Raw genomic sequence first — 24,019 nt, 5'->3', positions numbered from 1 at the left:
GGGAATTTATCCCCCGCTCTCTCGGGTCGAGAGAACGATCACTGCGACGGAAACGCCTTCAGATATTCGGCGTCGATCCGGGCCATCTGGGAGATGGTGAAGCTGAGGCTCTCGGCGATGTTTCCGACGTGGGTCTGTTCGTCCAGGTTCAGGACGCGGCCCTTGCGGCTCTTCAGATACTTGTCGATCACCTGATAGCCGCCGATGTGGAAGTCCCACACGCCCTGGGGCAGGTTGGCGAACCCTTGCGTCTTGTTGATCCAGACGGTCTGCTCCTCGGGCGAATAGCGCACGGCCTCGACGGTGTGATCGCCCTTGCCCGTATAGTCGCCCAGTCGCGGCTTTGAGCGCGGGACGGTCTTCAGCAGATGGGTCTGGATCAGCGCCCAGCCGAGGGCCGACAGGGCCTCGAACTGTTCCGGCGTCTCGGCGAAGGGGATGCGCGGGAAGTCGATGCGCAGGAACTCGGCATAGCGTGTCCGATAGGTCGGGGCGTGCAGGATGGCGTAGATGTAGCCAAGGATCTGCTCGGGATCGTAGTGTTCGCCGTAGCGGGCGTCGAGGAAGTCGCGGAACGTGGTCCCGAATGTTTCCACTCCGTCCTTGTATAGCGGAAACGCGAATCCGTTGTTTGACGTCAACGGCGACATGCAGATCGCCTCGATTGGCATGTCGGAAACTTGGGCGTGTCGGAAATCTTCGCCTTTAGTCATCCTTGACGTGACGAGGGCTAGCGTCCCCTTTCGCAGTTCCCCCATCACCCGTTCTCGGCGATGTACGGCTACGTTGCGATCCCAGATCGTCCAGCGGCGATCAAAGGGCCGATAGAGAATTGGTGTCGTTTCGTCAGCAAGGTTTATCGTCGGCAACTCGCTCTTCGCGCGCTCATAGCTCCATTGTTCTTGGGTGCAGAGGCGGAAGTGTTTGCGTGCTTCAGCTTCACTGGCCGAGGCGAGCAAGGTTGCGACTTTGCCGCGCGCCTCGTCGGGCGAGAATGAGATTGCGAACTGGTCGTGTGTGGTCACGAACCCCGGGGCGGGATCGCCTAGTTCGGCAAAGATTTCCCGGATGGAGGGATGCTCCCGGTATCTGGCCGCTCCAGCTTCATCGTGAGGCCTAAAGAGCCAGTCGGGGTCTGCTGGGCTCAAGCTTGTTATTGAGTCGACAGACAGCACGCGATCAACCAGAGCTTGATACTTAGCTAGGCGCTTACCCCACAGATCGGAGTGAAAAACGCCCTTGTTGATGCCCGATCGCTTAATGAAGATTGTGACTGAAACGCCTTGGCTGATGTCGAACACATTTTCGTCGGCCGACCCATCAGGCGCTCGTTCCTTCTTCTTGGTGCTGCCGTGCAGATCAAGGACGTGAATCTGATCAAATGTTTCCAGCAACGACTTTCGCATGCCTTTGAAGGTGGGATTGTCGAGCCATGAGTGGTTCGTGATGATGCCGACGACGCCCTCGTCAACGCTGTCCATCTTCATCTGGGCGAAGCGGATGAACTTGACGTAGTCGTCCTGAAGCCACTTGCCCTGAGCGGGCTTTGACAACTCTGGGAAGCCCTTGCGGTATTCGGCGATAGAGGCCGTGATCCATGCGCCCGTATTCTTCGAGTGCCCCGAGTACGGCGGGTTCCCGGTTATCACGAGGATCGGCTTGTCCTTGACCTCCTGTGCGCCCTTCACCTCCTCGGCCAGGGCGGGCATCAGCAGGTTGCCTTGGGGCTCAACCGGCTCCAGCGTGTTGGTCAGGAAGACCTGCAGCCGCTCCTGATCCTGCAACGGATGGCCCTTGTCGCGCAGGTATTGCGACAGTTTCAGATGGGCGATGGTGTAGGGGGCGATCAGGTATTCGAAGCCGTAGATGTTCTTCGTCAGGTGCTCGCGGACGATGCCGTCCGCCTTGCCCGCCTCCGGCCCGCCGATGGTGTCGAAGATGCGTTCGAACACCTCCAGCAGGAAGGTGCCGGTGCCGGTGGCGAAGTCCAGAACCGTGACCCGCTTGTGGTCGGCCAGACCGTCCGCGATGCCGAAGGTGTCCTTCAGGATGTCGTCGATGGCGCGGACGATGAAGTTCACCACCGGCGGCGGGGTATAATAGACGCCGCGCCCCTTGCGCATCGCCGGGTCGTAGGCCTTCAGGAAGTCCTCGTAGAAGTAGATGAAGGGGTCCTTCTCGAAGAGACGATGCTCCTCTTCGTCGCCGGCCTTGATCTTGCGGCTGATGGCCTTGCGCGCCCGGAACGACAGGTCGTTGTGGATGCTGGCCAGGTCGATGCCGTTCACGATGGACAGGATTTCGTCCACCACCCAGCGGCTGGGGCGATACTCGGGCTCGTCCATCTCCTCCAGGAAGCGGACCAGTTCGCGGATCAGGCTGAAGCTGCCGGGGATGAATTTGCGGACGTTGTCCAGCGTGACCTCGACGCCGGCGCCCGCGTTGAGGCGCGCGAGGAACAGGCCGTAGGCCAGCATCTGGGCGAAGGCGTCGGCGAAGGCCTTGATGTCCAGGTCGTGGAAGATCTGATCCCGGAAGGCGGCGTAGAGGCCGTGCAGCTTGCCGAGGTCATTGTCCTTCTGCTGGCGGACCAGTTCTTCGGTCAGAAAGTCGCGCAGCAGGGCCGCGCGGGTGGCCAGTTCGACCGCAAGCGTCTGGCCCCGCCCGATGTTCTGGGGCGCGGTGGAGAAAAAGGCGCGCAGCAGTTTGGCGACCTGATCGGTCGCCTCGGGCTTGAGCGCCAGCATCTTGCCCGACAGGTCGGTGGAATGGGCCAGACGTGCGCGCTGGGGGTCCTGGCCCTTCTTGAGCCAGACGAATTCCAGATAATCCGTGAGTAGCAGGTTCTCGGACAGCCTCTGGTATTTCTTGATCTGGTCCGAGCGGATCAGCTTGTCCAGGCTGTCGTCGATCTGCTTGTTCTCGACGTAGCCGACCACACGGGCGTCGCGCTTGACCATGAAGTCGGGGCGGCCGCCGCCGTCCTTGTCACCACGCGGCTCGTGCCGAACGTGCAGGCGCGTGTCGGCGTCGGCGGCGGCGTCTTTCAACAGGCGTTCCAGCGCCCCGCGATCGGTGTGTTCGGTCTTGGCGTCGATCGGAGTGGCGGCCAGGGCCTTTAGATAGTCGTCGAAATTCAGCGTCACATCGTGCCCCACAACCGTAGCGGGACTGTAGGCGGGCCGAGTGCGGCTGCCAAGCCGTCGCGGCTTGACGCTCTCACACAGTATGCCCCATACACTGTGCATCACACACTATGTGGCGCACGGAGATGGGCGGGTGAGTCAGGACGAGGAACTGCTGTTCGAGAGCCTGCGGCTGGAGCTGAGGCGGGGATCGTTGATCCTGGCCGTGCTGGCCAGTCTGAGGCGCGAGCAATACGGCTATTCGCTGCGGGTCGCCCTGGGCGAGGTCGGGGTCGAGATGGAGGAGAGCACCCTCTATCCGCTGCTGCGCCGGCTGGAGAGCCAGGGGCTGCTGAACAGCGAATGGCGCGAAGAGGAGCGGCGCAAGAAGCGGTTCTACCGCCTGTCGCCGCGCGGGGAGGCGATGCTGGCGCGGCTGGCGTCCGAATGGCGCGGCCTGTCGGCCTCGCTGGAGAAAATGCTGTGAAAGACGCAATGGAAGGAGGCGCCGGGATGGACCTGGTGGAACGCTATCTGAACGCCGTGGCGGCTCAGCTGCCCAAGGAGACGCGCGACGACATCGTCGCCGAACTGCGCGACGAGATCATGGGGCGCATCGAGGCGCTGGAGGCGCGGCTGGGCCGGGCGGCGACCGACGACGAGGTCGAGGTCTTGCTGCGAGAGGTGGGCCATCCCTTGACGGTGGCCGCGCGGTATCGGTCGGGACCGCAGGCCCTGATCGGGCCAGAGCTTTATCCGTGGTGGATGTTCGGGGTGAAGGTCGGGCTGACGGTCATGGCCTGCGTCACCCTGATCGGCCTGGCGGTGCGGGTGCTGGTCGGCGACGTTGATGTCGGCCCGGCCATCGGTCAGGGCGTTTCCAGCCTGATCAGCGGCGCAATCGCGGTCGTCGGCCTTCTGACCGCCATCGGTTTCGTGCTGGAGCGTCAGCAGAAGAAGCCGGACTTCATCGCCCGATGGCGCGTCAAGGATCTTGGCCTGTTCCAGCTGGGCGGGGACTTCGACGCCGAACGCTGGGGCGAACGGCTGGCGCGCGGCGACTGGTCCCGGGCGCCGGCCAAGTCGGGCCGGGAGGTGCGAAAGGGCGCGCAGATGTCCCCGGTCGCGCGTGCGGTGGCCAGCGCCATCGGCTGGACGGTGGTGCTGCTTTGGTGGACGGGCCTGCTTCAGGTCGCGCCGATCCGGCCCGACGAGCTGGCCGGGGTGGTCGACGGCGTCGATTACGGACGCATTCTGGCGGACATGGTGCGGGTCGCCTACTGGCCGGTCGCCCTGTTCGCCGTCTGCCGCATCGGTTTCGACCTGATGCGGGCGGCGTCCGGCGGCAATGTGCGAGTGACGGCCCTGGGCGACCTGGCGTTCGGTATCGCCGCCGCCTGGGGCGTGCTTTGGATCTGGTTCTGGTCGGCCCTGTCGCCCATCGTCTGGGTCGGCACGGCGACGGAGTTCATGGAGCGGGTGCGTCGCCTACTGGATGGGTCGGGCGATCAGGTCGGCGGTCTGGCGACCATTCTGATGATCGTTGTGGTCTGGGCGTTCGCCGCCGAGGTCGCGCGGGTTGTCCGGGCGACGGCGCGGCTGATCGTCGGGCGCTGATCGTGTCGAAAACGGCGCTTGACGATGTGTAACCTATAGGTGATATGTAACCTCAAGGTGACTTGAGGAGGTCGAGATGATTTCGGATGATGACGGGGTGGTTCGGCGCGTGAAGGCCGAGCGCAGCCGATGCTGGTGGACGGCGATCGTCGTGGTCGGCGTCGGCGCCGCCGCCCTGATCGGCGGATCGGGCTATGCCGTGATGAAGGGGGTCGAGGGCGACCAGGCGACGGTGGCGGGCGTAGTGGCCGGCATGGGGTTCGCCCTCGTGGTCCTGGGGGCGTTGATGGCCTGGTGGTCGCGCCCGGGACGGCCCATCGACATCGCCGCTTGCCGTGAGGGCGCACGGCGCGACAAGCTGCAACGCGAGCGGACCCAGCAACTGGTTCTGTTCCCGGTGATCCTTCTGCTGTTCATGGCCCAGGCGCACACCGCCATGCACAGGGTCCTGGGCGGGGACCACAACTTCGGCGCCTATATCCAGATTCTGCTGCCGGTCCTGTATGGCTGGTTGATCCCGGTGCTGGTCATGGGCTGGGACTGGCACGCGCAGAAGAACCGGCGCTTCCTTGAGGACGAACTGACCCAGCTCATGCGGGCGCGTTCGATGATCCTGGCCTTCATGGTGCTGATGGGCGGCGCGACCGTGGCGCTGGGGCTGGGGTTGTGGCGGGCGGATTACGGGGTCATGGCGCTGCCCTATGTTCTGGCCCTCGGCGGGGCGTCGGCGGGGCTGCGGTTCGCCTGGCTGGACCGCGAGGCCGGGCGCGATGGGTGATCCGCGACTGGGCTCGCGCCTGAAGGAGGCGCGCACGGCGGCGGGCCTGACCCAGCAGGGCCTGGCGGACAGGGCCGGCGTTTCGCGCAAGACCATCAATACGGTCGAGAACGGCGTCTTCGTGCCCTCGACCGTGCTGGCCCTGGAACTGGCCCGGGCCCTGGACACGACGGTGGAGGCCCTGTTCTTCCTCAAGGACTGAGTGATCCATCCAGGTCCGAAAACCGCGAGACAAGCGCCGGCCCAGCGCCCATTCTGCGGGTCATGGAACGGCCCCCGACACAGCGTCTGGATCAGAACGCCTGCTGGCGCGCGCTGACGGCGCGGGACGCCCGGTTCGACGGACGATTCTTCACGGCCGTGGTGTCGACGGGAATCTATTGTCGGCCGGTCTGCCCGGCGCGCACGCCCCGGCGCGAGAACGTCGTCTTCCACCCCAGCGCGGCCTCGGCCGAGGCCGCGGGCTTTCGCGCCTGTCTGCGCTGTCGGCCCGAGACGGCGCCCGAGATGGGCGCCTGGCGCGGCACGTCGAACACCGTCAGCCGCGCCCTGGCCCTGATCGAGGCAGGGGCGCTGGATACGGGCGACGCCGAGGCCCTGGCGGCGCGGCTGGGGGTTGGGGAGCGGCACCTGCGCCGCCTGTTCCGCCGCCATCTGGGCGCCGCGCCGGTCAGCGTGGCCCAGACGCGGCGGGTGCTTCTGGCCAAACAGTTGATCCACGACAGCCATCTGTCGATGGCCCAGGTGGCCCTGGCCTCGGGCTTCGGCAGCGTGCGGCGGTTCAACGAGACGTTCCAGGCGCTGTACGGACGGCCGCCGTCCGAGCTGCGTCGTCGCCGTGTCGAAGCGGCGGGAGGGGAGGCCGTGCGCCTGGGCCTGACCTATCGCCCGCCCTATGACTGGGCGGCGATGACGGCGGCCCTGGCCGCGCGGGCCGACGTCGATGAGCGCGTGGAGGGCGGGGTCTGGATTCGTCGCCTGCGCCGCGCCGTCGACCAGACCGACGGGGCGGTGTCGGTCGCGGCGGGCGGCCCCGGCCAGGTGCGGGTGGAGGCGCGGATCGACGATCTGAAGGCCCTGCCGGGCGTGCTGGCGCGGGTGCGGCGGGTGTTCGACCTGGCCGCCGATCCCGAGGCCATCCAGCGCGACCTGTCGCTGGACCCGGCGCTGGCCGAGGCGGTGAAGGGCCGCCCCGGTCTGCGGCCGCCCGGCGACTGGTTGGACCCGGCGATGGACGACCCCAGCGACCGTGTCACGACGACCGACCCCCGGCTTCTGGCCCGCGCCGAACGGTGGCGGCCCTGGCGCGCTTACGGCGCCCTTTACTGGACCCTGATCGAGGAGGGCCGCGATGCCCAGGCTGCCTGAAACCCTGCAACTGACGCTGGACCGCCTGACCTCCCCGCTGGGCGAGGTGCTGGTGGTCGTCGACGCCGAGGGCGTGGTCCGGGCGCTGGATTTCCACGACTACGAGGAGCGGCTGCGGCGGTTGCTGCGTCTGCACTACGGCGCGGTCGTCCTGACCGAAGGCCCCGCGCCCGAGGCGGTGCGCCGGGCGGTTCGGGCCTATTTCGCCGGCGATCTGGCGGCCTTCGACGGGGTTCGGGTGGAGACGGGCGGCACGACGTTTCAGCGGGCCGTCTGGCGCGCGCTGCGCGACATTCCCGCCGGCCAGACCCGCACCTATGGCCAGCTGGCCCAGGCGGTCGGGTCGCCCAAGGCGGTGCGGGCGGTGGGCCTTGCCAATGGCGCGAACCCCGTCGGCGTCATCGTGCCCTGCCACCGCGTCATCGGCGCGAACGGAACCCTGACCGGCTACGCCGGCGGTCTGGAGCGCAAACGCTGGCTGCTGGCGCACGAGGCGGCCGGGCGGCTGCCTTAGAGCCTGATTCACGCTTGAATCAGGCGCTAGCGGCGGGAATGTCGCGGCCAGGCAACGGCTTGGGCGCGGGTTCGTTTTCCTGAGCCACGACAACAGGAGAACCCGAGCATGAAACTGTCCAAAGGCGCCTTGGTGGCGGTGGTCGATGGCGAGAAGCTGGCGCTGTTCCGCAACGAAAGCGGGGCCGAGATCAGGCTGAAGGCCATTGAAAATCCGCCCATCGAGGACCGCGTCTCGGGCTCGGCCGGGCGACGCTCCAGCGAGGCCAATCCGGACAACGACACCCAGGCCGAGGACGGATTCGCCATGGGCGTGGCCCAGGTGCTGAACAAATGGGTCGTCACCGACAAGATCGACGAACTGCTGGTCATCGCCGCGCCCAAGACCCTGGGGGAACTGCGAAAGCACTGGCACAAGGACCTGCAGGCCAGACTGGCGGGCGAGATCGCCAAGGACCTGACCGGCCATTCGACCGATCAGATCGCCGCCGCCGTCGAAAAAGCCTGATCGCGTTCAGCCGCCGTCCAGAAAGCGGCGGCACGCCGGGTTCAGCGTCTCGTCCACATAGGGATAGCCCAGCAGGACCAGGGCGTCGGTCAACTGGTCCTGTTCCTCGGGCGGCACGCTGATCCCGGCCAGCACCCGGCCCACATCGTCGCCATGGTTGCGATAGTGGAACAGGGTCAGCGCCCAGGCGGGCTGAAGGCTGTTCAGGAACCGCAGGAAGGCGCCGGGCCGTTCCGGGAACTGGAATCGCAGGATACGTTCGTGCGGCAGGCCGCCCGCCCGGCCGCCGACCATGTAGCGGACGTGCAACTTGGCGGTTTCGTTGTCGCTCATGTCCTCCACGGCGTAGCCGCCAGCCGTCAGGCGGGCGATCAGATCCTCGCGCTCCTGGGCGCCGTCGCGCAGGGCCACGCCGACGAAGATCTGGGCCTGGCCGTCAGGAGACCAGCGATAGTTGAACTCCGTCACCGAACGGCCGTCCAGACTGTCAATGAAGCGGCGATAGTCGTCGCGGTCGTCCTTCATCTCCACGGCCAGAAGCGCCTCGGCGCCCTCGCCGATCTCGGCCCGTTCGGCGACGTGGCGCAGCCGGTCGAAATTGACGTTGGCGCCCGAGTTGATGGCGATCAGCGGCCCCGCGCCCGGATGGGCGGCGGCCCAAGCCTTCAGCCCCGCCAGCGCCACTGCGCCCGACGGTTCGGCGATGGCGCGGCTGTCGTCGAAGATGTCCTTGATCGCCGCGCAGATGGCGTCGGTGTCCACCAGCACGATCTCGTCCAGCAGGTCGCGGCACAGGTCGAAGGTCTTCTCGCCCGCCCGGCGCACGGCCACCCCGTCGGCGAACAGGCCGACCTCGTTCAGGGTGACGACCTCGCCGGCCGCCAGGGCCGACTTCATCGTGGGGGCGTCGACCGGCTCCACTCCGACGACGCGCGTTTCGGGGCGCAGGAATTTGAGGATGGCGGCGACGCCGGCGGCCAGGCCGCCGCCGCCGATGGGCACGAAGACCGCCGCGATGGGATCGGCGTGCTGGCGGGCGATCTCCAGCCCGACCGTGCCCTGACCGGCGATCACATCGGGGTCGTCGAAGGGATGGATGAAGGCCGCGCCGGTCTGGTTTTCCACCTGGCGGGCATGGGCGTATGCCTCGTCGAAACTGTCGCCGTGCAGCACCACCTGGCCGCCCAGGGCGCGGACGGCGGCGACCTTGATGCCTGGCGTGGTGGTCGGCATGACGATGGTGGCGGGGATGTTGCGACGCGCGGCGGCCAGGGCCACGCCCTGGGCGTGATTGCCGGCCGAGGCGCAGATGACCCCGCGCGCCAGCTCGGCCTCGGACAGGCTGGCGATCTTGTTGTAGGCGCCGCGAATCTTGAACGAAAACACAGGCTGAAGGTCCTCGCGCTTCAGCAGCACGGGGCGGTCCAGTCGCGCGGACAGGCGGCGCAGCGGATCGAGCGGGGTTTCCTCCGCCACGTCATAGACGCGAGCGGTCAGGATGCGGCGGATGATGTCTTGCACGTTTCTATCGGGTTTCAGGCGATGCCGAGGGCGAACGTGTCGATAGGGTGCGTGGCGCGTCGGGTCGAGCAAAAATATGCCCAGACCCGATGTCCGTCAGAGCTGCCGCGCCGACAGCCTTTGCGCCCAAAGGGCCGCGCGCCGCCTCAGCTCGTCCTTCCGCGCCATGTCCGACAGGTCGGGCGACAGCCGATCCAACTGTTCGAAGCGGAAGTCCTCGGGCCGATGCGCCGCCCACGCGCGTTGCAGATCGGGATAGGGGCAGGAGCCCAGCTTCAGCGCGAACCACAGGCCGTTCCGATGGGTGTCGATATGCCGGCTTTGCCCCACCCAGGCTTCGCCCGTCGCGGTGCAAAGCACGGCGAAGACGCCGGCGACGGTGGGTTGCTCCCTGTAGGCGGCGATCAGGGTCTTGCGGCGTTCGGCGTTCATGACGGTCTCCATTTCACCCGGACGAAATAGACGATAATTCTATCCGGGTAAATATTTGCTCCGAACTTCTTCCTTGCGCCCTATGGCCAAGAGCCTACATTGGTTCTGCTTATGCTAAATCTGAGCATAAGTTCGCGAGGAGGCGGTTATGGCGGACGGCGCATTCGGGCTGACGCAGGAATTGGAGCGGGAGACCGCCGGGGTGTGGGCTAAGGTCAAGGACCATGTCACCCCGCTGGAATGGCCCGAACAGGCCCGTCTGATCAGCGCGATCAACCGGCTGAAGGGCGAGCGCGACGCCGTGATCCTGGCCCACAACTATATGACGCCGGAAATCTTTCACGGGGTCGGGGACTATGTCGGCGACAGCCTGGGCCTGGCCAAGGAAGCGGCGCGGTCCGACGCCAGGGTGATCGTCCAGGCGGGCGTCCATTTCATGGCCGAGACGTCCAAGATCCTGTCGCCGGAAAAGACCGTGCTGATCCCCGATCTGCGCGCCGGATGCTCGCTGGCCTCGTCGATCACGGGGGCGGACGTGCGGCTGATCAAGCAGCGCTATCCGGGCCTGCCGGTCATCACCTATGTGAACACCACGGCCGAGGTGAAGGCCGAGACCGACATCTGCTGCACCTCCGCCAACGCCGTGCAGGTGGTCGAATGGGCGGCCCGGGAATGGGGCGTCGATCGGGTCATCCTGATCCCGGACGAGTTCCTGGCGCGCAATGTGGCGGCTCAGACGACGGTGGGGATCATCGCCTGGAAGGGCCATTGCGAGGTGCACAAGCGGTTCACCGCCCAGGACATCGCCGACATGCGCGACGCCTGGCCCGACGCCGAGGTCCTGGCTCACCCCGAGTGCCCGGAAGAGATCCTGGCGGCCTCGGACTTCGCCGGATCGACGGCGGCCATGACCGACTATGTCGAGCAGCGTCGGCCCAAACGGGTGGTGCTGATCACCGAATGTTCGATGGCCTCCAACATCAAGGGCGACGTGCCCAGCGTGGAGTTCGTCGGTCCCTGCAACCTGTGCCCGCACATGAAGCGGATCACCCTGCAGAACATCCACGACTGCCTGCTGAACATGCAGTTCGAGGTGACGGTTCCCGAAGAGATGATCGAACGCGGACGCAAGGCCGTGCAGCGGATGATCGACCTGCCGCCGCCGTCGATCCCGGCCCGCTACGACATCGTCAAGGCGCGCCATCACGTCGATGTGGAGCTGATCTGACGGCGGCGCGGCGATCGGTCCCCTCGCCGGGACGGCCGCGCGCGCCCATCTGGACGCCATGAGCGATATCGAAACCCCCTCCCGAAAGCCCGGCCCCTGGGACGCGACCCCCGCGCCCAGCCCCGCGCGCGACACCGTTCCGGATTCCGCCGTCGTCGAGCCGGCCGAGAAGGATCAGAGCCTGGTCTGGGCCCTGATCTCCACCGGCCTGATGGCCGGTTTCCTGTGGTGGATCAGCGGCAGCGTGGTGGTGGCCGGCGCCGTCCTGGTCGGCCTGTTCGTGCACGAGACGGGCCACGCCCTGGCGATGAACAAGCTCGGCATGGGGCCGGCGCGCATCTACATCATCCCCTTCCTGGGCGGCCTGGCCAAGGCGCGGCGGGCGGCCAGGAGCGAGTGGGACGGGGTGCTGGTGTCCCTGGCGGGACCGGCCTTCGGCCTTCTGGCCATGATCCCGTTCCTGGCCGTGGGTCTGATCCTGGGGCAGCCGGAATGGCTGATCGGGGCCTTCTTCGTCGCCCTGCTGAATCTGGTGAACCTGGTTCCCGCCCCGCCGCTGGACGGGTCAAAGGCCCTGGGGCCGGTGCTGACGCGGGTGCATCCCCGGCTGGAGCAGGCGGTGCTTCTGGTCATCGGCGTGGCGGTGGTGGCGTGGGGTCTGACGACCGGGCGTTACATCCTGGCGGCGTTCCTGGCCCTGTCGGTTTTCGCCCATCTGAAGCGGGGGGTCTGGCGCGCGGCCTGGGGCGCGCTGAGTTGGCCCGAGGCGGGGCGCAGCCTGGCCCTTTATCTGCTGGTTCTGCTTCTGTGCGCGGGCGCGTCCCTGGGGGCGCTGCTGCCGTTGACCGGGGGCGATCCGGCGGCCGCCCTGGCGCTGGGCCTGCGCCATCTGGGCGTTCGCGCATGAACCGCATCCGACATGAGGGGCCGCTGATCGTCGGCGCGGGTCTGGCGGGCCTTTCGGCGGCGCTGGAGGCGGCCAGGGCAGGGGCCAAGGTTCTGGTCGTCACGCCCGAGCCCCTGCTGAACGCCTGTTCCTCGGCCTGGGCGCAGGGGGGGATGGCGGCGGCCCTGACGCCGCAGGATTCGCCCGAACGCCACGCCCAGGACACCCTGGCGGCCGGCGCCGGCCTGGTCGAGGTCGAGGCGACGCGCGTTCTGACCGAACACGGGCGCGAAACCGTGGAGTGGCTGGCCGCCTTGGGCGCGCCGTTCGACCGCGACGCAGGCGGCGGCTTCGCCGTCAGCCTGGAGGCCGCCCACGCCGTGCCGCGCGTGGCCCGCGTCGGCGGCGACGGGGCCGGACGGGCCATCCTGACCGCCGTGGTCGCGGCTGTGCGGGCCGAAAAGACCATCGCCGTCTGGGACGATGCGCGGCTGAAGGCCCTGGCGCGCGACGCGGACGGTCGCGTGGTCGGCGCCGTGATCGCGCGCGGATCGGAGGCCAAGCCGACCCTGGTGACGGCGACCGCCGTGGTTCTGGCCACCGGCGGGGCGGGCGGGCTGTTCAAGGCCACCACCACGCCCTCGGCGCTCAAGGGGGAAGGGCTGGCCCTGGCCGCCCTGGCGGGGGCGGACATCCTGGACCCCGAGTTCGTGCAGTTCCATCCGACCGCCCTGGATGTCGGGATCGATCCGGCCCCCCTGGCGACCGAGGCCCTGCGCGGCGAGGGGGCGCGGCTGATCGACGGGGAGGGGCGGTTTCTGCTGGGCGCGGAGGACGACGCCGACCTGAAGCCGCGCGACGTGGTGGCCCGCGCCGTCCATGCGGCCCGGGCGTCGGGGCGCGGCGCCTATCTGGATGCGCGCACGGCGGTGGGCGACGCCTTCCCGCACGAGTTTCCGGCCGTCTTCGCCGCCTGCATGCGCGCCGGTCTGGACCCGCGCGTCAGCCCCATGCCCGTCATGGCGGCCTGCCACTATCATATGGGCGGGATCGCCGCCGACGCGGACGGGCGCACGACCGTGCCGGGGCTTTACGCCGTGGGCGAATGCGCGGCCACGGGGGTGCACGGGGCCAATCGTCTGGCCTCCAACTCCCTGCTGGAGGCCGCGACCTTCGGGCGGCGCGCGGGCCGGGCGGTGGTCGCGGAGCAGGGCGGGGGCAAGGCCCTGCCGACGTCTGACCTGCCCGATTTGCCGCACGTCGCCCTGGCCGAACTGCGCGCGGCCATGACGGCCCAGTGCGGCGTGGTGCGCGACGCGGAGGGGCTGACGGCGCTTCTGGCCCTGATCGAGCGGCTGGAGGCGCGCCACGGCCCGGCGGCCGTCCTGCTGGCGGCGCGGCTGATCGCCCAGGCGGCGCTGGACCGGCGCGAGAGCCGGGGCGGCCACTATCGGTCGGACTATCCCCGGACGGCCGCGCGGGCGGAGCATACGCGGGTGCGGCTGGTCCGCCCGGCCGAACTGGAGGCGGCGGAATGAGCCGGAGACTGCCGGACCTGATGATCGAGCCGGTCGTGCGCCTGGCCCTGGCCGAAGACCTGGGCCGCGCCGGCGATGTGACGGCGGCGGCCTGCATTCCCGAAGACGCGCGGATGAAGGCGGCCTTCGTCGCGCGCAAGCCGGGCGTCCTGGCGGGCGTCGACGCCGTGCGTCTGGCGATCCTGGCGCTGGACCCCGAGGCGCGGATCGATCTGCATCTGCAGGATGGGGCGGCCTTCGAGACCGGCGCCGTGCTGGCGGTGGCGGAGGCGGACGCCCGCGCCTTCCTGTCGGCCGAGCGGACGGCCCTGAACATGGTCGGACGGCTCAGCGGGGTGGCGACCCTGACGCGCGCCTATGTGCAGGCGGTCCAGGGCACGGGCGCCCGGATCGCCGACACCCGCAAGACCACGCCGGGCCTGCGGGCGCTGGAAAAGCATGCGGTGGCCTGCGGCGGCGGGACGAACCATCGCTTCGGTCTGGATGACGCCATCCTGATCAAGGACAACCATGTCGCCGTCTGCGGCGGCGTGGCCCAGGCCGTGCGCCGCGCCCGCGCCTACGCCCCGCATCTGATGAAGGTGGAGGTGGAGGTCGACGGCCTGGATCAGCTGGACCAGGTGCTGGCCCTGATCGACGAGGGCCTGGCCCCCGACGTCGTCATGCTGGACAACTTCGGCCTGGACGACCTTCGCACGGCGGTGACGCGCGTGGCGGGCCGCCTGGTGCTGGAAGCCTCGGGCGGAGTGGACCTGACGACGGTGCGCGCCATCGCAGAGACGGGCGTGGACGTGATCTCGGTCGGCGCCCTGACCCATTCGGCGCCGGTGCTGGATATCGGCCTGGACGCCCACTGAAATCGCCGGCCAGCCCGGCGGCCAACCGACCTAGACCGGGTTGGCGGCGGCTTCGACCTTGGCGACCGCAGCGGAGCGGGCCGTGCGAACCGGCGCAGGCGCAGGGGCCTCGGTCGCGGCGGCGGCCTGGCGCGGAGCCGGCGTCGCGGCAGGCGTCGTCGCAGTCGGCTTCTCCGGGGCCGCGACGGCCGAATAGGCGACGGGCTGCGACGGCTGGGCTGCGTCCGCCGGGGCGCGGTCCACGGCGTGGATCAGGCGGGGTTGGTCCGCAGAGGTCGAGGGGCGCGCGGCGTAGGTGAAGGCGCTGCTGGCGCCCGAACGACCGCCGAAACGATAGAACAGGTGGCTGCCGATCTGACTGACCTGAACCAGGGAGCCGCGCCAGCCCGGCGACACATGGGTGGTGTGGAAGTGGGTGGCCGAGCCGACGGCGGCGAAGACCGAACCCGACAGGGCGCCGGAGGCCACCGCGCGGGCGCGGTCCCAGGCGGCGGGGTTGACCCGCCCGCGCATCACGCCCGAACAGGTGAAGGAGAACTGACAGCCGCTGCCGCGGGTCGCGCCCTGGAAGACCACGCCGCAGACGGTCTTGGGGAAGGCGGGGTGGCGAACGCGGTTCAGGACCACCTGGGCCACCGCCTTCATGCCGTCGCGGCCTTCGCCGCGCGCTTCGTAATAGACGGCCTGGGTCAGGCAATCCAGGTCGCGGCTGGCGTCCAGGGCGTGACCCAGTTGGAAGGGGCGGGCGGGCGTCGGGACGCCGAGACTGGCCTGGCGCAGGTCGCCAGGCGCGCGGAGCTGTTCGAGGCGGGCCGACAGCAGTTCGGCCTGGCGGTCGCGCTGGGGGGCGCCGACGCTGGTGTAGGGGTCGTGGCGGCGGGCGATCGACAGGGCGCTGGCGTCCAGACCGCCGGCCGCGGCGGCCAGGGCCTCTTCGGTGAAGCCGGCGGAGGCCGCGCCCTGAATCTGTTCGGCCTGGGCGCGCAGCGCCGTCGCGCGCGCCGTCGTTCCGCCCAGATAGGCGCACCCGATCGCCAGTCCCACCAGACCGCCAAAGGCCGCCGCCGCCGTCATGGGCTTGATTTTGACCACATGATCGGCGCGCGAAACGGCGCGCGTCTGCGAGGAATGCGACAACGAGTTAATCCTGTTAAGCAGGGCGAGAAACGCAGCCCCCGGGGTAGTCTTGCCGGCCGGGCGACGAAAACGTCGCGCTCCAGCCTGCGAAATCCGGCGCTCGGCTCACTGGCCCGGGCGTCGAGGACGGGCCTTTAGCCAGCCCTTTATGTTGGAAATGTGTCTGATTCGCAATCTGATAGCTGACCGTCAGAAATGATTGAACTTTTTCCAGATCAGCGTCGATCCATGGCTGAAATCAGGCGAGAAGTGCGATGAATACAGACCGATTACTGTATTTAATCGCGTCCTATCTTTGAGTGATAACATAGAGAATTGTGACATAAGCTTTGTCTATTGGTTGAGATGTTCAAAAATGCGGCGATCCATCGTTTTTTCGACCTGAGGACTGGAACCCAGGTCGTCCTTCGGCGTTCAAGCGCCGCCATTAGGGAGAAGCCGTCATGTTTCGCATCAAAAACACCGTCGTTCTGAGCGCGGCCGCCGTCGTCACCTTGGGTCTGTCGGCCTGCGGCGCGACGGTCGAGCAGAAGGCCGCGACGGGCGCGGTCGCCGGCGCTGTCGTGGGCGGTCCGGTCGGCGCGGCCGTCGGCGGCGCGGCCGGCACGGCGGTCGGCCAGGCGCAAAAGCCCAACTGAGGGCGGCGGCGACGCCTCTGTTCGGGGTCTTGTTCGGAGTGCGGGCGCGACCTATCTGCATCACTGGCGGCGGTCCCTTGCGGGAATCGCTCGCCAAAACCGCGCGTCAGAGTGATTTCGCCGTGGCGAACCTTGATTTCGGCGCGAGTTTCGGCTTTGTCCGGCCCGCTTCGGGCTGTGCGTGCGTGTTTTCGCCGCCTGATTTCCGACGGCCGCTTTGGGCCGCCCCATAAGGAACCTATCGCTTTCGCATGAAAGATTTGAAGACCGGATTCACCGACCGCCTGAGCGCTCAGCAGGAAGCCAAGAAGGCCCTGCTGGCCAAGTTCAAGCCCAAGCCCGCCGCCCCCGATCCCGAGTTCGAACGCCTGGCTGAGAAGCGGGCCGCCGAAAAGGAGGCCCTGCGTCAGCAGCACGAACTGGCCAAGGCCGAACTGCGCCGCGAAAAGGCCGAGAAGGACGCCGCGCGGCTGGCCGCCGAAATGGCCGCCCAGGAAGCCATCGACGCCGAGAAGCGCGCCGACCGCAAGGCCCGCAAGCAACTGACCAAGGAAGAGCAGAAGGCCAAGCGGGACGCCCGCTACGCCGCGCGCAAGGCGCGCCGCTAAACCTCAGGTCTGTTTCAGGATCGACGCGCCGGAGCCCCTTCGGCGCGTTTTTCTTTGGGCGTAGGCTGCGCCATAACGTCGATCCGCGAGGGTCCGAAAACGGCCCATAAGTTCGGCCATTGCATCCTTATGGCGGCCTTCTCATTTGAACCCGTCGCCTCTTTACGGATTTGGAATGACCCTGACGCAGTGGACATCGGTGTGGCGGGCGCTGAAGCGTTCGGCGGCGACGCTGCCGGCCGTCGGCGCCGTGCTGGGTGTCGCCCTGGCCGCCGGATCGACCGAACGCCCCGACGTCGACCGCACCGCCGAGGCGGTGGCGCACATCACCGGCGGCGACCTGGGCGGCAAGGGGCTGTCGGCGCTCGAAGCGCGTCTGACGCCGTCTCAGCTGGCCCTGGCGCAACGGCATGACCCGCGCCTGCTGCAGCCAGCCCTCTATGGCCTGACGCCGGGGTGGGAGAGCCTGACCCTGGGGGGCAAGCCGTCGCTGGACCTGGGCAAGACCGGGCTGGAGGCTCAGCGGCTGAATGCGGCCTTGCCCACGGCGGCGGGGGCGTTGCGGCCCGCCCAGCCGTTCGTCTTCAAGGGCGGCGCAGAGGACCGCCGCCGGGCCCTGCGCTGCCTGACCCAGGCCGTCTATTTCGAGGCGGCGCTGGAGCCCGACGCCGGCCAGGCCGCCGTCGCCCAGGTGGTGCTGAACCGGGTGCGCGATCCCAACTATGCCGACACCGTGTGCGGGGTGGTGTTCGAGGGCGCCGAGCGGACGACCGGCTGCCAGTTCAGCTTCACCTGCGATGGCTCCCTGGCCCAGTCGCCCGTGCCCTGGGCGTGGGAGCGGGCGCGCAAGGTCGCGGACCGCGCCCTGAACGGCGCCGTGGCCCAGCCGGTCGGAACCGCCACCCACTATCACGCCGACTACGTCCACCCCTGGTGGGCGCCGACGGTGGCCAAGGTGACGCAGATCGGGGCGCACGTCTTCTATCGCTGGAAGGGATTGGCCGGCGAAACCGCCGCCTTCAGCAGCGTCTATCGCGGGCATGAGCCGACGATCGACGAGGCGCGCTTCGCCAGGCCGCGCTTGCCCGTGCTTCAGGCCGGTCAGGCCAAGGGCGGCGCCGACCCGAACGCCGTCGTCTCGGGCGCGCCGATGAAGACGGTGGAGGTCGAAGGCCGGCAGCGCGTCGTCGGCGTGGTCAGTCTGGGGGGACGCCGCCTGCCGACCCGCGAGGAGGTGGCGGCCATCAACGCCCGACTGTCGACCCTGGACGCGCCCAAGCCCGCCGCCCGGCCGGCGCCGGAGGGCGTGACGCCGATGGAGGTCGAGGAAGTCGGTCGGCCTGCGCGCTGAGGGGCCGGCGCCGTCCTACCAGACGCCGATCTTCTCGGCCTCGGCGTGGCTGATCGGATGGTTGGCCCGGACGTGGTCTTCCTCGGCCAGGAAGCGGGCGGCCTCCAGCGCGGCCATGCAGCCCATGCCGGCGGCGGTGACGGCCTGGCGATAGACGTCGTCGGTCACGTCCCCGGCGGCCCAGACCCCCTCGATGGCGGTGGAGGCCGTGCCGGGCCTGACGCGGATATAGCCGCCCGCGTTGACCTCTAGCTGGCCCTTGAACAGTTCGGACGAGGGGGCGTGGCCGATGGCGATGAAGACGCCGTCGGCGGGGATTTCCTGGGTCGAGCCGTCCTTGACGTTCTTCAGGCGCACGCCCGTGACGTTTCGGGCGACGCCGTCCACGACGCCCACGATCTCTTCCACCGCCACGTCCCAGATCACCTCGACCTTGGGGTGGGCGAACAGGCGGTCCTGAAGGATCTTCTCGGCGCGGAACTCGTCGCGGCGGTGGACGACCGTGACCTTGGACGCGAAGTTGGTCAGGAACAGCGCCTCTTCGACGGCGGTGTTGCCGCCGCCGACCACCACGACCTGTTTGCCGCGATAGAAGAAGCCGTCGCAGGTGGCGCAGGCGGAGACGCCGAAGCCCTGATAGGCGGCCTCCGAGTCCAGACCCAGCCATTTGGCCTGGGCGCCGGTGGAGATGATGACCGTCTCGGCCAGGATCTCGTCGCCGCCGTCCAGCGTCAGCCGGAACGGGCGCCGGGACAGGTCGGCGGAGACGACGATGTCGTGGATGACCTCGGTTCCGACGTGCAGGGCCTGGGCCTGCATCTGCTCCATCAGCCACGGGCCCTGGATCGTCTCGGCGAAGCCGGGATAGTTCTCGACGTCAGTGGTGATGGTCAGCTGGCCGCCGGGCTGGAGGCCGGCGATGACGACGGGGTTCAGCGAGGCGCGGGCGGCGTAGATGGCGGCGGTCCAGCCGGCGGGGCCGGAGCCGATGATGGCGACGCGAACGGTGCGAGCTTGGGTCATGGCTCTATTTAGGGGCTGATTCTCGTTTGCGCGATGCTAGTCGTCGCCTGACGATCAGGGGAGATGAGGATGACCAACAAGAACGCGGCCTTCCTGCCGATCGGGATCGGCATGGGTCTGTCGATCGGCGTCGCTCTGGGCGCGGCGCTGGACAATGTCGGCCTGGGGCTGGCCCTGGGCACGGCCATCGGATCGGGCCTCGGCGTGGCGCTGATGGGCGCGGCGAACGCCAAGGCCAAGAAGGACGACGACGCGGACGGCGGGTCGAAGGGCGGCTGAACGTCACTCCAAATTTTTTGAGTGCACTTTCGTGCAGATTTTTGCGAACCGTTCTTAGTATCCCTTCCAGACTCCGGATTTCAAGCGAGAGCCTATGCGGCGCCTGCGTCAGGATCGGACGGGGCTCACCGTGTCCGCATCACCTCCAGCACCGCACGGGCGGCGCGGTCGGTCTCGGCCAAAGGGGCGTAGGTCCAGGGGGCCAGCGTCCCGTCGAACGGGCGGGCGGCGCCGCGCGCGCGAAGGTCGGCGTGCAGGCGGGCGAACTTGCCGGCGGGCTTCAGCGGGACCATCGGCAGGATGTGGACCGGCTGGCCGGTCGACGCGGCCTCTGCGGCCATGTTGGCGCTGTCTTCCGTCACCAGAATGTGGTCGGCGGCGTGCAGGAAGGCGAACAGGGGGTTGTCGCCGGCGCCGTCCCAGATCCAGCCGGGCAGGTCCGACAGGCGCGCGGTCAGGACGGCCCTGGCCGCATCGGGCGTGCGGCGCGAGAAGGTCAGCATCAGCGAGCCGCCCGCCGTCCGAACGGCCTGCGCGATCCGGTCGGCCAGGGCGGCGGCATGGGCCTCGGTCAGGTCGAAAGCCCGGGAGCGGCCGCCGATCAGGACGGCGACGCGCGGGCGCGGCAGGGCGTCGATCCGTTCGGCGAAGGCGGGCGCCGCCTCGGCGATGCGCCGGGGCGTGATGCGGTGAGGCGAGCCGGTGATCTCGAAGACATTGTCGCCCGACAGGCCGTCATGGGCCGGAGCCACCACCATGTCGTAGCGGGACGTCTTCCAGCGCGGATCCTGCACCTGGACGACCAGGGGGCGTTCGCCCTCAAGCCGGCTCATCCGCAACGACAGGGGCAGGGTGGCGCGCCCGGCGGCGATCCACAGGTCGGGCCACGGCGGGGCCAACGGCGCCGACGCCGGGTCCAGCATGGCCGGCGTCTTCAGGGCCGAGGGCCAGCGGTCGAACAAGGGGCGCCAGCGGATGCGTTTGACGACGATCTGGGCCGGGGTCAGGCGCTGGACCGCCTCTGCCAGGCCCAGGGCCTGGTTCTCGATCCCCGCCCGGCCGTCCGAAATGACCCAGAGGGAGAGGGGAGCGGACATCAACTCGCCCTCTCAGGCGCAGGGAGAGCAGGCGACGTTTCGCGGAACGGCTTCACGTCGAGCGGACGCCACCGTGTCGGCCGCCCCCACCCCATCGCTGCGCGACGACCCTCCCCCGCTGGGGGAGGGAGAATCCTGTACGCGGGCCGGCCTACTTCCACTCGACCTTGAGGATTTCGTAAGCCTTCACGCCGCCGGGGGTGTTGACCTCGACCACGTCGCCGACCTCCTTGGAGATCAGGGCGCGGGCGATGGGGGAGGCGATGGAGATCTTGCCCTTCTTCACGTCGGCTTCGTGTTCGCCGACGATCTGATAGCGGCTCTCTTCCTCGGTGTCCTCGTCGACCACGGTGACGGTGGCGCCGAACTTGACCTGGCTGCCCGACAGTTTCGATACGTCGATGACCTGGGCGCGGCTGATCTTGTCCTCGATCTCGGCGATCTGGCCCTCGATCCAGCCCTGACGCTCCTTGGCGGCGTGATACTCGGCGTTTTCGGACAGGTCGCCGTGCTCGCGGGCCTCGGAGATGGCCGCGATGACGCTGGGCCTTTCGACCGACTTCAATTGCTTCAGTTGATCGTCGAGGGCCCGATAGCCCTCGCCCGTCATCGGCACTTTTTCCATTTGTGTCGTGATTTTTCTGGTTCGCCCGGAGACTGGAAAGACGCAAAATAGGCAGACAAAAGGCCGCGGGGCGGGCGCGGCCGGGCATCAAAGCTAGGGCAAACAGGGCCGGAATTCAAGGGTTGTCCTCTCAACCCTCGCGCGCGCACTCCGTTCGACGGGCGGGCCTTCGGCCCGCGCTCAAGCGCGGGCGGGGGGCTCGGCCTTGCGGTCGCGGCGCAGCACGCCCTTGATGAGGCTGAGCGCCAGCCAGGCGACGGCCGCCAGGCCCAGGAGCATGAACAGGCCCGACAACAGGGCGGCGCCGGCCGCCATGAAGGCCAGGACGAAGGCGATGGCCGCGCCCAGCGCGGCGACGATCTGAAGGGTTCTGAGGCGCATGAGACGTTAACGCCTCAACGGCCTTGGGGTTGCCCCCGATCCGTCAGGCGTAGGCGTAGGGACCGCCGCGTTCCAGCGCGCGCCGATAGGCGGGCCGAGCATGAATGCGGGTCAGAAAGTCCCGAAGACGCGGGCGTTCGGCGGGGTCGAAGGCGCGGTCGGCCCCGGCCTCGACGGGAAAGCTCATCATGATGTCGGCCGCGGTGAACCCGTCGCCGGCGAACCATTCCGATCGGCCCAGCTCCGCCTCCCAGAAGCCGACGTGATCGCGCAACTGGGGTTCGACGAAACCGGCGATGGCCTTGTTCGAAACGCCCTGGACCAGGGGACGCAGCAGGGCGGGCGCGCGACGGGGCAGAAGGCTGAACACCAGCTTCAGGAGCAGCGGCGGCATGGCCGAGCCCTCCGCATAATGCAGCCAATAGGTGAAGCGCCGCGCCTCTTGCGTTCCCGCCGCCGGCCGCAAACGGCCCGCGCCATAGGCGTCCAGCAGATATTCGACGATGGCGCCGGTCTCGGCCACGACGACCTCTCCGTCCTGGATGACCGGCGATTTGCCCAGGGGGTGGACGGCGCGCAGGGCCGGGGGCGCCAGACGGGTGCGGGCGTCGCGCGCATAGCGCACGACCTCGTACTCCAGACCCAACTCCTCCAGCAGCCACAGAACCCGCTGGGAGCGGCTGTCGTTCAGATGGTGGACCTTGATCATGACGGCGCTCCGTTCGATGTCCGGACTATCGGAGGCTCCCGTTACCGAGTCGAGCCCTGGAGCCTGATTCACCGCGTCGGCCGGAATCGTGGCGCGCTTCCGAAAAACGATCAGGCTCTAACGCGGCGTGCGGCCGCTCCAGCGCGGCTGGCGCCGGGGCTGCGGCGGGGTCGTCGTCGGGTTCGTGGTCGGGGTCGTCGGGGCGGCGTTCGCGCGGCCGCGCTCGCGGCGGCTGCGCCAGACCTCGTAGGCCAGGGTGGCCAAGGCCAGCTTGCCGGCGTGGCGGCCCGCCAGGCGGCGTCCGCCCTTGGACAGCAGAAGGCCGCCGATCATCGGAACCAGCTTGTGCAGTCGGGTCATGGAAATCTCCTTCGCGGATCGAACGCGCAGGTCCGGCGGCGGTTCGGGGTGCGACGATCTGAACTGACAACCGTGTGCAGAAGGTTTGGCGCGCGCGCCGGACAAGGCGGTGCTAGGCCAGGGGCATGAGCCGTTCCCGTTTCGCCGCCTTCTTCACCTCTCTGAGCTTCTTCGTCGTCGTGGCCCTGGTCGCCGGGGTGGCGGTCGGCGCGGCCGCCCAGAACGCCCACGCTTCATGGCTGGCCCCTGCCCTGGGGGCGCTGGAGGGGCTGGGCCAGGTCTGGCTGAACGCCCTGAGGATGACGGTCATGCCGCTGGTCTTCAGCCTGCTGGTGACGGGGATCGTCTCTATCGCCGATGCGGCGGCGACCGGGCGGATCGCGGCGCGGTCGCTGATGGTGTTCGGCCTGATGCTGGTCGCGGCGACAGTCTATGCGATCCTGGCGGGTCTGGGCCTGCTGAGCCTGTGGCCCGTCGATCCCGAGGCCGGGCGCGCCATGCTGGCGGGGATTCCCGCCGATGCGGCGGCGACCGTGGGGCAGGCCGCCCAGACCAACGCCCTGGAGGCGTTCCTGTCCAGCCTGGCGCCGTCCAACGTCATCAAGGCGGCGGCCGACGACGGGGTGCTGGCCGTCGTGGTCTTCGCCGTGGCCTTCGGTTTCGCCGCCACGCGCATCCGCCCCGATTTGCGGCGCCCCCTGGCGGGATTCTTCGAGGCGGTGGCCGAGATCATGGTGGTGATCGTCCACTGGATCCTGCTGGCCGCGCCGTTCGGGGTCTTCGCCCTGGCCCTGGGCGTGGGCCTGCGCGCCGGCCTGGGGGTGGCGGGGACGCTGGCCCACTATGTCGCCATCCTGTGCCTGAGCCAGATCGGCCTGATCCTGCTGATCTATGCGGCAGTGAGCCTGGGGGGGCGCATCTCCTTGGGCCGGTTCGCCCGCGCCGCCGCCCCGGCCCAGGTGGTGGCGGTGTCGACCCAGTCGTCCCTGGCCAGCCTGCCGGTGATGATCGAGCGGGCGCGCGAGGGGCTGGGCGTGCCGCAGGCGTCTGCGGGCCTCGTTCTGCCCCTGGCGGTGGCGGTGTTCCGCATCACCAGCCCGGTCGCCAATCTGGCCGTCTGTCTCTATGTGGCCCAGTTGAACGGAATCGAGCTGGGGCTGGGCGCGCTGGTCGCCGGCGGGCTGACGGCCATCGCCGTCTCCATCGCCTCGGTCGGCCTGCCGGGCCAGGTCAGCTTCTTCGCCGCCATCGGCCCGATCTGCCTGGCCATGGGCCTGCCCATCGGCGTCCTGCCGATCCTGCTGGCGGTCGAGGTGATCCCCGACATCTTCCGCACCGTCGGCAACGTCACCGCCGACCTGGCCGCGACCCGGATCGTGGCCGGCGAAGATGGGGCGGGAGAGGACGCCGCGCCGGAAACCGACCCGGCGTCCTGATCCT

26 protein-coding genes are annotated in these 24,019 nt (G+C 68.8%); 16 read left to right on the top strand and 10 right to left on the bottom strand.

Annotated elements, in window-relative coordinates:
- Positions 1-38: 38 nt before the first annotated feature.
- On the bottom strand, positions 39-3,146 hold the full coding sequence (locus tag QE389_RS07465) for a type ISP restriction/modification enzyme (RefSeq protein WP_307365938.1): 3,108 nt from the start codon (positions 3,144-3,146) through the stop codon (positions 39-41).
- A 133-nt stretch (positions 3,147-3,279) separates the two neighbouring features.
- On the opposite strand from QE389_RS07465, the gene QE389_RS07460 reads away from it, so the two are divergent.
- From QE389_RS07460 to QE389_RS07430, 7 genes are all read left to right on the top strand, one after another.
- Entirely contained in the window at positions 3,280-3,612 is a 333-nt protein-coding gene (locus QE389_RS07460) for a PadR family transcriptional regulator (RefSeq protein WP_307365935.1), read from the top strand.
- 26 nt (positions 3,613-3,638) lie between these two features.
- The gene (locus QE389_RS07455; protein WP_307365933.1) at positions 3,639-4,742 is read left to right on the top strand and encodes a hypothetical protein; all 1,104 of its coding nucleotides are present in this window, start codon (positions 3,639-3,641) and stop codon (positions 4,740-4,742) included.
- Positions 4,743-4,818: 76 nt separating this feature from the next.
- Positions 4,819-5,520, top strand: a complete 702-nt coding sequence (locus tag QE389_RS07450) for a hypothetical protein (RefSeq protein WP_307365932.1) — start codon at positions 4,819-4,821, stop codon at positions 5,518-5,520.
- Positions 5,513-5,722, top strand: coding sequence for a helix-turn-helix transcriptional regulator (locus tag QE389_RS07445; protein ID WP_307365930.1), 210 nt, complete (start codon positions 5,513-5,515; stop codon positions 5,720-5,722). Before QE389_RS07450 ends, QE389_RS07445 begins: the two co-directional genes overlap by 8 nt.
- A gap of 62 nt (positions 5,723-5,784) precedes the next feature.
- Positions 5,785-6,888 carry a bifunctional transcriptional activator/DNA repair enzyme AdaA gene (locus tag QE389_RS07440; protein WP_307365929.1) on the top strand — a complete coding sequence of 368 codons (1,104 nt, stop codon included), beginning with the start codon at positions 5,785-5,787 and terminating at the stop codon, positions 6,886-6,888.
- Positions 6,872-7,402 (top strand): methylated-DNA--[protein]-cysteine S-methyltransferase, encoded by a 531-nt coding sequence (locus tag QE389_RS07435; RefSeq protein ID WP_307365927.1) that lies wholly within the window; start codon positions 6,872-6,874, stop codon positions 7,400-7,402. The genes QE389_RS07440 and QE389_RS07435 overlap by 17 nt, the downstream gene beginning before the upstream one ends.
- A gap of 108 nt (positions 7,403-7,510) precedes the next feature.
- A complete protein-coding gene (locus tag QE389_RS07430) occupies positions 7,511-7,909 on the top strand; it encodes a host attachment protein (protein ID WP_307365925.1) in 399 nt (132 codons plus the stop codon).
- A 6-nt stretch (positions 7,910-7,915) separates the two neighbouring features.
- Here QE389_RS07430 and ilvA read toward each other — a convergent pair whose 3' ends face one another.
- Entirely contained in the window at positions 7,916-9,430 is a 1,515-nt protein-coding gene (gene ilvA / locus QE389_RS07425; RefSeq protein WP_307365923.1) for a threonine ammonia-lyase, biosynthetic, read from the bottom strand.
- Positions 9,431-9,526: 96 nt separating this feature from the next.
- Positions 9,527-9,862, bottom strand: a complete 336-nt coding sequence (locus tag QE389_RS07420) for a GIY-YIG nuclease family protein (protein WP_307365920.1) — start codon at positions 9,860-9,862, stop codon at positions 9,527-9,529.
- Between the two features lie 148 nt (positions 9,863-10,010).
- Here QE389_RS07420 and nadA point away from each other — a divergent pair, with 148 nt between their 5' ends.
- From nadA to nadC, 4 genes are read left to right on the top strand one after another with little or no spacing between them, the layout of a single operon-like run.
- Complete coding sequence (gene nadA, locus QE389_RS07415) at positions 10,011-11,090, top strand: quinolinate synthase NadA (protein ID WP_307365918.1); 1,080 nt, start codon at positions 10,011-10,013, stop codon at positions 11,088-11,090.
- Positions 11,091-11,148: 58 nt separating this feature from the next.
- The gene (locus QE389_RS07410) at positions 11,149-11,997 is read left to right on the top strand and encodes a metalloprotease (RefSeq protein ID WP_307365916.1); all 849 of its coding nucleotides are present in this window, start codon (positions 11,149-11,151) and stop codon (positions 11,995-11,997) included.
- Positions 11,994-13,514, top strand: coding sequence for an L-aspartate oxidase (locus tag QE389_RS07405; protein WP_307365914.1), 1,521 nt, complete (start codon positions 11,994-11,996; stop codon positions 13,512-13,514). Before QE389_RS07410 ends, QE389_RS07405 begins: the two co-directional genes overlap by 4 nt.
- Positions 13,511-14,371 carry a carboxylating nicotinate-nucleotide diphosphorylase gene (nadC, locus tag QE389_RS07400; RefSeq protein ID WP_307365911.1) on the top strand — a complete coding sequence of 287 codons (861 nt, stop codon included), beginning with the start codon at positions 13,511-13,513 and terminating at the stop codon, positions 14,369-14,371. Before QE389_RS07405 ends, nadC begins: the two co-directional genes overlap by 4 nt.
- A gap of 30 nt (positions 14,372-14,401) precedes the next feature.
- Here the strand turns inward: nadC and QE389_RS07395 are convergent, their stop codons facing one another.
- The gene (locus QE389_RS07395; protein WP_307365909.1) at positions 14,402-15,508 is read right to left on the bottom strand and encodes a cell wall hydrolase; all 1,107 of its coding nucleotides are present in this window, start codon (positions 15,506-15,508) and stop codon (positions 14,402-14,404) included.
- A gap of 443 nt (positions 15,509-15,951) precedes the next feature.
- Here QE389_RS07395 and QE389_RS07390 point away from each other — a divergent pair, with 443 nt between their 5' ends.
- From QE389_RS07390 to QE389_RS07380, 3 genes are all read left to right on the top strand, one after another.
- The gene (locus tag QE389_RS07390) at positions 15,952-16,146 is read left to right on the top strand and encodes a hypothetical protein (RefSeq protein WP_307365907.1); all 195 of its coding nucleotides are present in this window, start codon (positions 15,952-15,954) and stop codon (positions 16,144-16,146) included.
- Positions 16,147-16,397: 251 nt separating this feature from the next.
- Positions 16,398-16,754, top strand: coding sequence for a DUF6481 family protein (locus QE389_RS07385; RefSeq protein WP_307365905.1), 357 nt, complete (start codon positions 16,398-16,400; stop codon positions 16,752-16,754).
- 175 nt (positions 16,755-16,929) lie between these two features.
- Entirely contained in the window at positions 16,930-18,105 is a 1,176-nt protein-coding gene (locus tag QE389_RS07380; RefSeq protein WP_307365903.1) for a cell wall hydrolase, read from the top strand.
- 15 nt (positions 18,106-18,120) lie between these two features.
- Here QE389_RS07380 and trxB read toward each other — a convergent pair whose 3' ends face one another.
- A complete protein-coding gene (gene trxB / locus QE389_RS07375) occupies positions 18,121-19,128 on the bottom strand; it encodes a thioredoxin-disulfide reductase (RefSeq protein ID WP_307365901.1) in 1,008 nt (335 codons plus the stop codon).
- A gap of 69 nt (positions 19,129-19,197) precedes the next feature.
- Between trxB and QE389_RS07370 the strand changes: the two genes are divergently transcribed.
- A complete protein-coding gene (locus QE389_RS07370) occupies positions 19,198-19,407 on the top strand; it encodes a hypothetical protein (RefSeq protein ID WP_307365899.1) in 210 nt (69 codons plus the stop codon).
- Positions 19,408-19,532: 125 nt separating this feature from the next.
- On the opposite strand, the gene QE389_RS07365 is transcribed toward QE389_RS07370, so the two are convergent.
- From QE389_RS07365 to QE389_RS07345, 5 genes are all read right to left on the bottom strand, one after another.
- Positions 19,533-20,504, bottom strand: a complete 972-nt coding sequence (locus QE389_RS07365) for a mitochondrial fission ELM1 family protein (protein WP_307365898.1) — start codon at positions 20,502-20,504, stop codon at positions 19,533-19,535.
- A 151-nt stretch (positions 20,505-20,655) separates the two neighbouring features.
- A complete protein-coding gene (gene greA, locus QE389_RS07360) occupies positions 20,656-21,129 on the bottom strand; it encodes a transcription elongation factor GreA (protein ID WP_307365896.1) in 474 nt (157 codons plus the stop codon).
- Between the two features lie 180 nt (positions 21,130-21,309).
- On the bottom strand, positions 21,310-21,510 hold the full coding sequence (locus tag QE389_RS07355) for a hypothetical protein (RefSeq protein ID WP_307365894.1): 201 nt from the start codon (positions 21,508-21,510) through the stop codon (positions 21,310-21,312).
- 43 nt (positions 21,511-21,553) lie between these two features.
- Positions 21,554-22,219, bottom strand: coding sequence for a glutathione S-transferase (locus tag QE389_RS07350; protein ID WP_307365892.1), 666 nt, complete (start codon positions 22,217-22,219; stop codon positions 21,554-21,556).
- A gap of 117 nt (positions 22,220-22,336) precedes the next feature.
- On the bottom strand, positions 22,337-22,579 hold the full coding sequence (locus tag QE389_RS07345) for a cysteine protease (RefSeq protein ID WP_307365890.1): 243 nt from the start codon (positions 22,577-22,579) through the stop codon (positions 22,337-22,339).
- A gap of 125 nt (positions 22,580-22,704) precedes the next feature.
- Here QE389_RS07345 and QE389_RS07340 point away from each other — a divergent pair, with 125 nt between their 5' ends.
- Positions 22,705-24,015 carry a dicarboxylate/amino acid:cation symporter gene (locus QE389_RS07340; protein ID WP_307365888.1) on the top strand — a complete coding sequence of 437 codons (1,311 nt, stop codon included), beginning with the start codon at positions 22,705-22,707 and terminating at the stop codon, positions 24,013-24,015.
- Positions 24,016-24,019: the final 4 nt, after the last annotated feature.

It is taken from the genome of Brevundimonas sp. SORGH_AS_0993 (genome assembly GCF_030818545.1).
Classification (GTDB): domain Bacteria; phylum Pseudomonadota; class Alphaproteobacteria; order Caulobacterales; family Caulobacteraceae; genus Brevundimonas.
The sequence above is the reverse complement of the archived record's forward strand: the minus strand, read 5'-3'. Positions and strand labels throughout refer to the sequence as shown.